This window comes from Streptomyces sp. NPDC001204 (assembly GCF_053598035.1).
The window spans coordinates 158,429-170,107 of record NZ_JBSFJL010000014.1 but is presented as its reverse complement, the minus strand read 5'-3'; the positions used below and the strand labels follow the sequence as shown (position 1 = coordinate 170,107).

The 11,679-nt window shown below is 72.3% G+C and carries 11 protein-coding genes; 6 read left to right on the top strand and 5 right to left on the bottom strand.

Going from position 1 to position 11,679, the window contains the following annotated elements:
- Positions 1–107 precede the first annotated feature (107 nt).
- From ACWC91_RS20960 to ACWC91_RS20940, 5 genes are all read left to right on the top strand, one after another.
- Positions 108–707, top strand: coding sequence for a TetR/AcrR family transcriptional regulator (locus ACWC91_RS20960; protein WP_225074748.1), 600 nt, complete (start codon positions 108–110; stop codon positions 705–707).
- 104 nt (positions 708–811) lie between these two features.
- Positions 812–3,028 (top strand): MMPL family transporter, encoded by a 2,217-nt coding sequence (locus tag ACWC91_RS20955; protein WP_281157227.1) that lies wholly within the window; start codon positions 812–814, stop codon positions 3,026–3,028.
- A 142-nt stretch (positions 3,029–3,170) separates the two neighbouring features.
- A complete protein-coding gene (locus ACWC91_RS20950) occupies positions 3,171–3,671 on the top strand; it encodes a YbaK/EbsC family protein (RefSeq protein ID WP_225074750.1) in 501 nt (166 codons plus the stop codon).
- On the top strand, positions 3,668–4,513 hold the full coding sequence (locus ACWC91_RS20945) for a DMT family transporter (RefSeq protein WP_450643448.1): 846 nt from the start codon (positions 3,668–3,670) through the stop codon (positions 4,511–4,513). Before ACWC91_RS20950 ends, ACWC91_RS20945 begins: the two co-directional genes overlap by 4 nt.
- Before the next feature lie 72 nt (positions 4,514–4,585).
- On the top strand, positions 4,586–4,861 hold the full coding sequence (locus ACWC91_RS20940) for a DUF1876 domain-containing protein (RefSeq protein WP_225074761.1): 276 nt from the start codon (positions 4,586–4,588) through the stop codon (positions 4,859–4,861).
- 16 nt (positions 4,862–4,877) lie between these two features.
- Here ACWC91_RS20940 and ACWC91_RS20935 read toward each other — a convergent pair whose 3' ends face one another.
- The 4 genes from ACWC91_RS20935 to ACWC91_RS20920 all read right to left on the bottom strand — a co-directional run bounded on the left by ACWC91_RS20935 (position 4,878) and on the right by ACWC91_RS20920 (position 8,745).
- Positions 4,878–6,047: a serine hydrolase domain-containing protein gene (locus ACWC91_RS20935; protein ID WP_281157504.1), complete on the bottom strand. Its 1,170-nt coding sequence runs from the start codon at positions 6,045–6,047 to the stop codon at positions 4,878–4,880.
- A gap of 133 nt (positions 6,048–6,180) precedes the next feature.
- Positions 6,181–6,939 (bottom strand): energy-coupling factor ABC transporter ATP-binding protein, encoded by a 759-nt coding sequence (locus tag ACWC91_RS20930; protein WP_281157505.1) that lies wholly within the window; start codon positions 6,937–6,939, stop codon positions 6,181–6,183.
- On the bottom strand, positions 6,927–7,688 hold the full coding sequence (cbiQ, locus tag ACWC91_RS20925; RefSeq protein WP_225074764.1) for a cobalt ECF transporter T component CbiQ: 762 nt from the start codon (positions 7,686–7,688) through the stop codon (positions 6,927–6,929). The genes ACWC91_RS20930 and cbiQ overlap by 13 nt, the downstream gene beginning before the upstream one ends.
- Before the next feature lies 1 nt (position 7,689).
- Entirely contained in the window at positions 7,690–8,745 is a 1,056-nt protein-coding gene (locus tag ACWC91_RS20920) for an energy-coupling factor ABC transporter permease (protein ID WP_225074765.1), read from the bottom strand.
- Between the two features lie 166 nt (positions 8,746–8,911).
- On the opposite strand from ACWC91_RS20920, the gene ACWC91_RS20915 reads away from it, so the two are divergent.
- Complete coding sequence (locus ACWC91_RS20915) at positions 8,912–9,271, top strand: SsgA family sporulation/cell division regulator (RefSeq protein ID WP_225074766.1); 360 nt, start codon at positions 8,912–8,914, stop codon at positions 9,269–9,271.
- A 134-nt stretch (positions 9,272–9,405) separates the two neighbouring features.
- On the opposite strand, the gene ACWC91_RS20910 is transcribed toward ACWC91_RS20915, so the two are convergent.
- Positions 9,406–11,076, bottom strand: a complete 1,671-nt coding sequence (locus tag ACWC91_RS20910) for a penicillin-binding transpeptidase domain-containing protein (protein WP_281157506.1) — start codon at positions 11,074–11,076, stop codon at positions 9,406–9,408.
- Positions 11,077–11,679 lie beyond the last annotated feature (603 nt).

The following is an 11,679-nucleotide window of genomic DNA, read 5'->3' as shown; positions in this document are numbered from 1 at the left end:
GACAGTCGTGACCCAGGACACGTACGAAACGGTATCGTTTCGTTCGAGGGGTGCGCTACATTCTTCGTGTACGAAACGGTGTCGTTCCAAGCGGGAAGGCGGCAGACATGGCCGAGGTCGCGACCGGGCGCCGCAGCCGCCTCACGCCCGAACGTGAGGCGGAGCTGTACGCCGCGGTGCTCGACCTGCTCCGCGAGGTCGGCTACGACTCCCTCACCATGGACGCCGTCGCCGCCCGCACCCGGTCCAGCAAGGCCACCCTCTACCGCCAGTGGGGCGGGAAGGCCGAGCTCGTCGTGGGGGCCATGCGGCACGGCAAGCCGGTACGGCTCGACGCGATCGACACCGGAGCGCTCCGCACCGACCTGCACGCCCTCGTCACCCGCGAGGACGACTGCGTCATGGAGCAGAACTCCGCCCTGATGCGGGCCCTGGCCATGGCGATGCACACCAACCCGGACCTCAGACAGGCCTTCCGGGAGCAGCTCATCGAACCGGAGATGGCCGAGTTCCGCGCACTGCTGCAACGCGCAGTCGACCGGGGCGAGATCCGGGCGGACTGCCCGGCGCTGGACTTCGTGGTGCACATGCTGGCCGGCGGCTTCGTCGTCCGGACGCTCATCGAGGCCCAGCCGCCGACCCAGGCTTTCCTGCATTCGTACATCGACGCCGTGGTCCTCCCCGCCCTCGGCGTACCGACCTCCTGACACCTCTCCCCAGCAAGCCCACCCTCTGACGTCACCGCTCACGTCGTCGGGCTGATCACCCCTGCCCACAATCACCCCCACGACATGACCGGGAGTACGTCAACGTGGCCACGTTCCTCTACAGACTCGGCCGCCTCGCCTTCCGGCGACGGCACTTCGTCGCCCTGATCTGGCTGGCACTGCTGACCCTGGCGGGCGTCGGCGCCGTCTCCGCGCCGACGGCCGGAAACACCTCCTTCTCCATCCCGGGCACCGAGGCGCAGAAGGCCTTCGACCTGCTGGAACAGCGCTTCCCGGGGGCGAGCGCCGACGGGGCCACCGCCCGCGTGGTGTTCAAGGCGCCGAGCGGCGAGAAGATGACGGACGCCGGGAACAAGGCGACCGTCGAGAAGACGGTCGAGGACCTGTCCCGCGGCTCCGAGGTCGCCTCCGTCGCCGACCCCTACACCGGAAGGGCCGTCAGCCAGGACGGCACGATCGCCTACGCGTCGGTGCGGTACAAGGTCTCCGGCATGGAGCTGGAGGACTCCTCCCGCACCGCCCTGAACGAGGCCGCGCAGCACGCGCGGGACGCCGGGCTGACCGTGGAGATCGGCGGCGACGCCCTCCAGAGCGCGCCGCAGACCGGCGCGAGCGAGGTCATCGGCATCGCGGTCGCGGCCGTCGTCCTCGTCATCACCTTCGGCTCGCTCCTCGCGGCCGGACTGCCGCTCCTGACCGCGCTCGTCGGCGTCGGCATCGGCGTCTCGACGATCACCGCCCTCGCCCACACCCTGGACCTGGGCTCCACCACCTCCATCCTGGCCACGATGATCGGCCTCGCGGTCGGCATCGACTACGCCCTGTTCATCGTCTCCCGCTACCGGGCCGAACTCGCCGAGGGCCGCGAGCGCGAGGAGGCGGCCGGACGGGCCGTCGGCACCGCGGGCTCCGCGGTGGTCTTCGCCGGGCTGACGGTCGTGATCGCCCTGGTGGGACTGTCCGTGGTCAACATCCCGATGCTGACGAAGATGGGCCTGGCGGCGGCCGGCACGGTCGTCATCGCCGTCCTCATCGCGCTGACGATGATCCCGGCCCTGCTGGGCTACGCGGGCCGCAAGGTCAAGCCGGCCGGCGCGACGAGCGGGCTGCTCCGCCGCGGGCGCCCCGCGCGGCAGCCGGACCGGCCCAACATGGGCACCCGCTGGGCGAGCTTCGTCGTCCGCCGCCCCGTCGCCGTGCTGCTGCTCGGCGTGCTCGGCCTGGGCGCCGCCGCGATCCCGGCCGCCTCCCTCGAACTGGGCCTGCCGGACGACGGCTCCCAGCCCGTCTCCACCACCCAGCGCCGCGCCTACGACCTGCTCTCGGAGGGCTTCGGACCCGGCTTCAACGGCCCGCTGATGGTCGTGGTCGACGCCAAGGACAGCGCCGACCCCAAGGCGTCCTTCACCAAGGTCACGGACGAGATCAGGGGCCTCAAGAACGTCGTGACGGTGACGGAGGCGCAGCCCAACGCGGCCGGCGACACCGCGACCGTGACCGTCGTCCCCGACTCCAAGCCGTCCTCCACCGCCACCGAGGACCTGGTGCACGCCATCCGCGGCGCGGGCGGCGACATCGAGGCCAAGACCGACGCGAAAGTCCTGGTCACCGGGTCCACAGCGATGAACATCGACGTCTCGCAGAAGCTCAACGACGCGCTGCTGCCGTATCTGGCGCTGGTGGTCGGCCTGGCCTTCCTGCTGCTGATCGTGGTCTTCCGCTCGGTCCTGGTCCCGCTCAAGGCGGCGCTCGGCTTCCTGCTGTCGGTGCTGGCGGCGCTCGGCGCGGTGGTCGCGGTCTTCCAGTGGGGCTGGCTGTCGGGCCTGATGAACGTGGAGGAGACCGGCCCGGTGATGTCGATGATGCCGATCTTCATGGTGGGCGTCGTCTTCGGCCTCGCGATGGACTACGAGGTCTTCCTCGTCACCCGGATGCGCGAGGCGTACGTCCACGGGGAGAAGCCGGGCCAGGCCGTGGTGACCGGGTTCCGGCACGGCGCACGGGTGGTGACGGCCGCCGCGGTCATCATGATCGCCGTCTTCTCCGGCTTCATCGGCTCCAGCGAGTCGATGGTCAAGATGATCGGCTTCGGGCTGGCGATCGCGGTGTTCTTCGACGCGTTCATCGTGCGCATGGCGATCGTGCCGGCCGTACTGGCCCTGCTGGGCCGGCGGGCCTGGTGGCTGCCCGGCTGGCTGGAGCGCGCCCTGCCCGACGTGGACGTGGAGGGCACGGCCCTGCGCACCGAGCAGCCGCGGCACGCCGACCCGGACGAGCGGCGGGAACTCGTACAGGTGTGAGCTCGTAGCTCGCCGGAGGGACCGGCCGGTGAGGGTGCCGTGGGGACGGCGCACCCTCACCGGCCTCGGCCGTTTCTGCAGCCTCGTCCGTCACGTGGGAAATCTTTCGTGATGTCTGTAACCGGCAGCTAGCCTGCCGTTCATGACGACGACATCCGAGTCAGGAGCCCACCCCCGTTTCGCCGACGCCCTGCGCGAGCTCGGGCTCGACGCGCTGATCCCCGAGGTCCGCAGGTTTCCCGAGGCGACCAGGACCGCCGCCGAGGCCGCGGCGGCCGTCGGCTGCGAGCTGAGCCAGATCTGCAAGTCGCTGATCTTCGCGGCCGACGGTGAACCGGTGCTGGTGCTCATGGACGGTGCCTCGCGGGTGGACGTCGAGCGTGTCCGGGAGGAACTCGGCGCCGAGAAGGTCACGCGGGCCAAGGCGGACGTCGTGCGCGAGGCGACCGGCTACGCCATCGGCGGCGTACCGCCCTTCGGGCACCGGACCCGGACCCGCGTGCTCGCCGACCGGTCGCTGCTGGACCACGACGTCATCTGGGCGGCCGCCGGAACCCCGTACACCGTCTTCCCCATGGCACCCGGGGCGCTGGTCGCCCAGGCCGGGGGCGTCCTCGTGGACGTGCGCGAGCGCACCTCGTGACGCCGGCGGTCACCGCGGCCGTCCTGCTCGCCGCGGTCACGCACGCCAGCTGGAACGCGATCGCCCACAAGATCACCGACAAACTGACCGGGTTCACCCTCATCGCGGGCGGCGGCCTGCTGATCGGGCTGGCCATGGCGCCGTTCGCCGCGCTCCCGGCCCGCGGCGCGTGGCCGTACCTGCTCATCTCGGCCGCGATCCACGTCGTGTACTACGCCCTGCTGATGAAGTCCTTCCGGCTGGGCGACTTCGGGCAGGCCTATCCGATCGCGCGCGGCACCGCCCCGCTCGTCGTCACCGTGCTCGCCGCCGTCTTCGCGCACGAGGTGCCCGACGGCTGGGCGGCCGCGGGCGTCGCCGTGTCCTGTGCCGGCCTGACCGGTGTCGCCCTGTGGGGCCTGCGCGGCCGCCGGCCCGACTGGGCGGCGATCGGCGCCGCCCTGGCGACCGGACTGGCCATCGCGGCGTACACGGTCCTCGACGGGCTCGGGGTGCGGGCCTCCGGGTCGTCCCTCGGGTACATCGCCTGGCTGATGGCGATCCAGGGCGTGGTGATCCCGGCGTACGCGGTGTGGCACTGGCGCGGGCGCACGGACGCCCAGCTGCGGCCGTACGCCGCGGTGGGGCTGCTCGGGGCGGCGCTGTCCGTGGCGGCGTACGCGCTGGTGCTGTGGGCGCAGACGAAGGCGGAACTCGCACCGATCGCCGCGCTGCGGGAGTCGTCGATCATCGTGGGCGCCGCGATCGGCGCCGTGTTCTTCAAGGAGCGCTTCGGGGCGCCGCGCATCGCGGCCGCCGGGCTGCTGGTCGTCGGCATCGGGCTGATGCTGCACACCGGCTAGCGCGGGCTCCCTTGGGTGCGCGGGCGGCGGCCGAGGAGCACCCTGGAAGGAGGTGTTCCGGAGGTGACCGTCATGATGAAGACCGTTGTGGGATGGCACATCGAGCTGGAGTTCCAGGAGGACGGGCAGCACACCCGGGCGGCGGCGCTGGTCCGCTTGCCCGACGGCAGCGAGGTCCGGGCCCACGGCAGGGCCAGCCGCCACCACACCGACTCCGATCAGCCTCGGGTCGGTGAGGAGATCGCCGGCGCGAGGGCCCTGAACGAACTCGCCATGCAGCTCCTGACCAAGGCGCACGGCGAGATCGACCAGGCGTCGGGCCGCACGTCGCAGCCCATCCACGTCTGAACTTCCACGGGGAGCGCTACGTCAGGGACGTGCGCAGCGCGTGGACCAGGGCCTGGGCCCTGGGGTCCGCCGTCACATCGAGGTGGAAGCCGTTGGTGACGTAGGCGAAGGCGATGGCCGAGTCCGGGTCGGCGAAAGCCAGGGCGCCACCGCGGCCGGGGTGGCCGAAGGAGCCGGGGCCGAGCAGCGGGGACGCCGGGCTGTGCAGCATGTGGCCGAGGCCGAAGTGTGTGGGGGCCACCAGCACGCGGTCGGGCCCGGCGGAGTGCTCCGTGCGCGCCAGCTCCATGGTCTGCGGGGTGAACAGGCGGGTCCCGCCGTCCACCTCGCCGATCAGCGCCGCGTAGAAGCGGGCCAGACCGTCTGCCGTGGCGATGCCGTTGGACGCGGGCAGGACCGCCGCGCGGTAGGCGGGGTCGTTCTCGTCCGGCAGCGGGGTGATCGCCGCGAACGCCCGCCGGGTCAGCGACTCCGGGTCGGCGTACGCCTCGGCCACGGACCGCTTGGGGCGGGTGCGCAGACCCGACGCGGAACGCGGCGGCTCCACCTGGCCCACCAGGCCCACGCGCCCGGCCTCGCCCGGCGGCAGCCCCACCCACAGGTCGGCCCCCACCGGGCCGGCCACCTCGCGCGCGATCCACTCGCCGATCGCCCGGCCCGTGACCCGCCGCGCCAGCTCGCCGGTCAGCCAGCTGTACGTCTGCGCGTGGTAGCCGTGGTCCGTGCCCGGCTCCCAGACCGGCGCCTGCGCGGCGACCGCCTCGGCGCCCAGCACCGGATCGGCGGCCTGCTCCGGTGTCAGCGGCCGGTCGAGGACGGGGACGCCCGCACGGTGGGCGAGCAGGTCGCGGACCCGGGTCCGCTCCTTGCCCGCCGCCTTGAACTCGGGCCAGTACGCTCCCACCGGCGCGTCCAGGTCCAGCTCCCCGCGCTGGTGCAGCAGCAGGAGCACGGCGGCGGCGACGCCCTTGGTCGCCGAGCGCACGATCTGCGCGGTGCCCCGCTCCCAGGGCGCCGAGTCCGCCGTACCGTCGACGTCCCGCGTCCCCGCCCACAGGTCCACGACCTTGTGCCCGTCCCGGTACACGGCCACCGCCGCGCCCCGTTCGCCCCGGAGCGCGAAGTTCGCCGCGAACGCCTCCCCGACCTGCTCGAAGCCCTCGGCCACTGCGCCGTGCACGTCCACGTCCGCCACTCCTTCCGCTCTTCGCCTGCGACAGTGGGTGCAACCAGTGGCCCCGGCCTGCGATTCCTGCGGCCGGTCGGCTTGGCACGATCGTTACGTCGACGCTGCCCGCTCGTCCGCCCGTCCCGACGCGTCAGGCACCCGTCGTCACGGACCGCGGGTCGAAGCCGAAGGGCAGCTCCAGGCGGTGGGCGCGCATCAGGGCGTCGTCGGAGAGCAGTTCGCCGGTCGGTCCGTCCGCCACGATCACGCCGTCGCTCAGGACGAGCGAGCGCGGGCACAACTCCAGCGCGTACGGCAGGTCGTGGGTGACCATGAGCACCGTCACGTCCAACGCGCGCAGGATGTCGGCCAGTTCACGGCGCGAGGCGGGGTCCAGGTTGGACGAGGGCTCGTCCAGGACCAGGATCTCCGGCTCCATGGCGAGGACGGTCGCCACCGCGACCCGGCGGCGCTGGCCGAAGGAGAGGTGGTGCGGCGGGCGGTCGGCGAAGTCCCGCATGCCGACCCGCTCCAGGGCCGTGGTGACCCGCGTCTCCAGCTCCGGACCCTTGAGCCCGGCCGCCGCGGGCCCGAAGGCCACGTCCTCCCGCACGGTCGGCATGAACAACTGGTCGTCCGGGTCCTGGAAGACGATGCCGACCTTCTGCCGGATCTCGGCCATGTGCTTCCTGCCGACCGGCAGCCCGGCGACCGTCACCGTCCCGGTGCCCCCGCTCAGGATGCCGTTCAGATGCAGCACGAGGGTCGTCTTCCCGGCGCCGTTGGGGCCGAGCAGGGCGACCCGCTCGCCGCGCCCGATGCCGAAGTCGACACCGAACAGGGCCTGGTGGCCGTCGGGGTAGGCGAAGGCGAGGCCGGAGACCTCCAGAGAAGCTGTCACAGGACCCATCCCAGCAGACAGACGGCGAGCGCGGCACAGGGGAGGGCCAGGGCGTACGACCACTGCGCCCGGGACGCGGTCACCTCGTCGATGACCGGCATCGAACCGGCGTAGCCCCGGCTCACCATGGCCAGGTGCACCCGCTCCCCGCGCTCGTAGGAGCGGATGAACAGCGCGCCCGCGGACTTGGCGAGCACGCCCCAGTGCCGGATCCCGCGCGCCTCGAACCCGCGTGACTCGCGGGCGATCCGCATCCGCCGCATCTCGTCGGTGATGACGTCGCCGTAACGGATCATGAAGGACGCGATCTGCACCAGCAGCGGCGGCAGCTTCAGGCGTTGCAGACCCAGCAGCAGTTCGCGCAGCTCCGTCGTGCTCGCCAGCAGCACGGACGCGGCGACGCCGAGGGTGCCCTTGGCGAGCACGTTCCAGGCGCCCCACAGCCCGTTCACGCTCAGCGACATCCCGAGTACGTCCACCCGCTCGCCCTGGGCCACGAACGGCATGAGCACCGCGAACGCGACGAACGGGACCTCGATCAGCAGCCGCTTGAGCAGGAAGCCGGCGGGCACGCGGGCCACGGAGGCGACGACGGCGAGCAGGACGGCGTACACGGCGAACGCCCACATCGCCTCCCGCGGGGTCGACACCACGACCACGACGAAGGCGAAGGCCGCGGCCAGTTTGGTGTGCGGCGGCATCGCGTGCACGGGGGAGTGCCCGTGCCGGTACAGCCGGTGCGCGTGGCCCGCCCCCATGTCAGGCGGCCTGGGAGGAGGGGGCGGACGGCTCGGCGGCCGTACGCCGCCTGCGGACCACCCAGAAGACCGTGCTGCCCGCGACGACGGTCGCCCCGACGCCGATCACGCCCGCGAGCCCGCCGGACAGCCGGGCGTCGGAGACGTCCTTGACGCCGTAGTCGGCAAGCGGGGAGCCGGACGAGGCGTGCCGCTCCTCCTTCTTGTCGATGCCCTGGTCGTGCGCGACCTTCTCCAGACCGTCCGGGTTGGCCGAGGCGTAGAAGCTGACGAACCCGGCGAGGACGAGGGAGGTTACCAGACCGGTGGCCCACAGCTTGCGGTGGGACCGGGCGGCGGCGGGCACGGGCGCCGGCTCGGCCGCGGGGGCGTCGACGAGCTCGCCGTTCACCCGCAGCTTCAGCCGCTGCTCCAGGCCGCGCGCGCCGTACACCAGGTCAGGGCGCACGGCGATGACGGCGCCCACGGTCAGCGCGGTGATCGCGGCCTCGCCGATGCCGATGAGGACGTGCACGCCGATCATGGCGGTGGCGACCTTGCCGATCGCCACGTCGGTGGTGCCGCCGACCGCGTAGATCAGCGTGAAGGCGACGGCGGCGGCCGGCACGGAGACGAGCGCGGCGGCGAAGGAGGCCACGGTGACCGAGCGGCGGCGCCGCGGGAGCACCTTCACCAGTCCGCGGAAGACGGCGTAGGCCACCACCGTCGTGACGATCGCCATGTCGGTGATGTTGACGCCGAGCGCGGTCAGGCCGCCGTCGGCGAAGAGGATGCCCTGCATGAGCAGGACGACACTGACGCACAGGACCCCGGTGAACGGGCCCACGAGTATCGCGGCCAGCGCCCCGCCGAGGAGGTGGCCGCTGGTGCCGGCCGCGACGGGGAAGTTCAGCATCTGCACGGCGAAGATGAACGCCGCGACGAGACCGGCCAGCGGCGCGGTCCGTTCGTCGAGTTCCCGGCGCGCACCGCGCAGGCTCACGGCGACGGCGCCGGCGGCGACGACTCCGGTGGCTACGGAGATGGGGGCGTTGATGAATCCGTCAGGCACATGCACCGTTCGATGATAGAGGCTTGTTGCGAACCCCTTGCAAGAGCGAGGCCCTCGTCGATGTGTGCCGTTTCCCGGATGTTCGAGAAGCGGAATCCAGGAAATATGCGACATTGGAGGGGAAGCGGATGTTCAGCCCTCGCACAGGTCACACAGCGTTAGGGGTCGTCCGATGTCGGTAGTCGAACAGCACGCACGAGCCCACATCCTCACGGACGACGTCCCCGAGGACGTCGGGGCCGTCCCGGTCGTCCTGCGCTACGACCCCCTTCAGGACCCGCGCGCCGTGCGGGTGGACCTGCCCGGATCGCACGAGTGGACCTTCCCCCGGTCACTGCTCGAACAGGGGCTGCGCGCCCCGGTCGGCAGCGGTGACGTGCGGGTGTGGCCCTGCGGCCGGGTGCAGGCCGTGATCGAGTTCCACTCCGCGCGCGGTGTCTCGGTGGTACAGCTCGAGACGAAGACACTGCTCAGGTTCCTGCGGCGGACCTACCTGGCGGCGGCGTCACCGGCGGTGGTCGCCCACGGGTGACGCCCGCGGGTGACACCGGCCGCCGGAGACGTGGGCTCGCCGGAGATGTGGGCTCGCCGGAGACGTGGGCCGGTCGGTGACGACGGCCGCCAGTGATGTGCGCGGCCGTCGTCAGCTCCTGTGCCCGGCCGTCGTCAGCTCCCCGCCTTCAGCAGGGACGCCACTATCGGACCGGCCGTGTCGCCGCCGTGGCCGCCCGCCTGGACGACACCCGCGGCCGCGAGGTCGCCGCGGTAGGCGGTGAACCAGCCGTTGGCCTTCTTCTGGTTGTCGACCTCGGCGGAGCCCGTCTTCGCGCCGTAGTCCGGGCCGAGTCCGGCCATGGCCTCGGCGGCCGTGCCGTACGCGGCGGTGTACTGCATCACCTCGCGCAGCTGGGACAGGGTGGAGGCGGACATCGTCCGGGAGGCCGTGGCCAGCTTGCGGTTGTCGACGGACGGGGAGACCAGGTACGGCTGGTGGAAGACGCCCGCCTTGACCGTCGAGGCCACCGACGCCATGTTCAGCGGGTTCATACGGACCCCGCCCTGCCCGATGAGCGAGGCGCCCATCGGGGCCGCCGACTGCACCGGGACCGCGCCGTCGAAGGACGGCACTCCGATCGCCCAGTTGTCCAGCGCCAGGCCGAAGACCTGCTGGGCCTGCTGGGTCAGGTCGGAGTTCTTGAGCTTCGGCGCCTGGCTGATGAAGGCCGTGTTGCAGGACCGGGCGAAGCTCGCCTTGAAGGTGCCGTCCTTGATCTCGAACTTCTTGTCGTTCTGGAACTTCCAGCCGCCGTAGGTGAAGAACTTCGGGCAGGGGTGCGGCTTGTTCACCGAGGCCAGCTTCTTCTCGAAGAGCAGCGACGAGGTGATGATCTTCATCGTGGAGCCGGGGGCGAGGGAGCCCTGGAAGGCGGTGTTGAAGCCGTGGTTGGAGTTCGCCACCGCGAGGATCTCACCGGTCGACGGACGCATCAGGACCACCGAGGCCCGCTCGGTCCTGGCCACCTCCTTCTCGGCCGCCGCCTGGAGGGACGGGCTCAGCGTCGTCTTCACCGTGCCCGGCGTGCCCTTGCTCAGCTCGGCGAGCGTCTTGTCGGACAGCTCCGCCTTCTTCGACGCCTTCCCGCGGATCACGCGCAGTTCCACGCCCGCGCTGCCGCCGGCCGTCTCGCCGTACTTCTCGCGCAGCCCGTCCAGGACCGGACCCAGCGACGGGTACTTGGCGGTGGTCATCTCGCCGCCGTCCCGGTCCAGGGCCTTGACCGGCGGGGTACCGGCTTCACCCGTGACGAGGGTGTCGCCGTCCTTCAGCTCGGGGTGGACGACGGAGGAGTGCCAGTCCACGACCGGCTTGCCGTCCGCGGCGCCCCGGACGACGGTCAGCGCGCTGTCGTACGCCAGGGGCTTGGTCAGGCCCTTGTACGACACCGTGGCCTTCACGGAGAACGGCACCTTGCCGCCCGCGGCGGTGCCCGCGGTCAGGGTGACGTCCTTCAGATGCGCGTCCTTGGCGTAGCCGGTCAGCAGGGCGGTGGCCGCCGCGGTGTCGCTGGTCGCGGCGGCCGCCTCGGCGGGCTTGCCCTGCTGCCAGGCCGCCAGGAACCCCTCTGCCGTGGTCCGCACCTCGGTCGCCGACAGCGGGCCGGTGTTCTTCTTCGCCTCGCCGTGGCCGGCCGCCGACTGTGTCCGGTCGGCCTCCCCGCCGCCCCCGTACAGCGAGTAGACGCCTATGCCCGCCCCGACGACGACCACGGCGATCACCCCGCCGACCACGGCCGGAGTCGTATTCCGTCGCTCGGCGACGCGCCTTCTCTTGCCCACTGCCTTCCGTCCTCCGCCAGTCCCCCGGGGCCCTCGCTGCCCCATCGCCCCCACGATCCTCAATGACGGCCCCACCCTAGGGCCTCTCTCACGGATGCGTCCGGGGGCGGGGGCCGGGCCGACGCGGGGCGGGGGTGCCGGTGCTGTCCGGGAGCGGAGGCCGGGTTTCGCGCGGGATGGTGGCGCTGGTCCTGCCGGAGCCGGAGGCCGGGTCCCGTCTGGGGTGAGGGAGCCGGTCCTGTCCGGGGGCGGAGGTCGCGTCTCGCGCGGGATGATGGTGCAGGTCCTGCCGGAGCCGGAGCCGGAGCCGGAGCCGGAGCGGTCGGCGGGACGGACACCGCTTGGTCGCCCGGTCTGCCCGGGTCTCTCCGGCCACCCGGCCTGCCCGGCACCTCGGGTCTGCCCGGGGCTCTCCGGCCACCCGGCCTGCCCGGCACCTCGGGTCTGCCCGGGGCTCTCCGGTCACCCGGCCTGCTCGGCGCTCGGGTCCGTCCGGGGCTCTCCGGTCACCCGGCCTGCTCGGCGCTCGGGTCTGCCCGGGTCTCTCCGGTCACCCGGCCTGCTCGGCGCTCGGGTCCGTCCGGGTCTCTCCGGTCACCCGGC

Excerpts from the sequence above, each read along its gene's own strand:
- ACWC91_RS20930 (WP_281157505.1), bottom strand. The coding sequence starts at position 6,939 with ATGGGTCCTGTGACAGCTTCTCTGGAGGTCTCCGGCCTCGCCTTCGCC.
- cbiQ (WP_225074764.1), bottom strand. The coding sequence starts at position 7,688 with ATGGGGGCGGGCCACGCGCACCGGCTGTACCGGCACGGGCACTCCCCC.
- ACWC91_RS20960 (WP_225074748.1), top strand. The coding sequence starts at position 108 with ATGGCCGAGGTCGCGACCGGGCGCCGCAGCCGCCTCACGCCCGAACGT.
- ACWC91_RS20915 (WP_225074766.1), top strand. The coding sequence starts at position 8,912 with ATGTCGGTAGTCGAACAGCACGCACGAGCCCACATCCTCACGGACGAC.
- ACWC91_RS20950 (WP_225074750.1), top strand. The coding sequence starts at position 3,171 with ATGACGACGACATCCGAGTCAGGAGCCCACCCCCGTTTCGCCGACGCC.
- ACWC91_RS20940 (WP_225074761.1), top strand. The coding sequence starts at position 4,586 with ATGATGAAGACCGTTGTGGGATGGCACATCGAGCTGGAGTTCCAGGAG.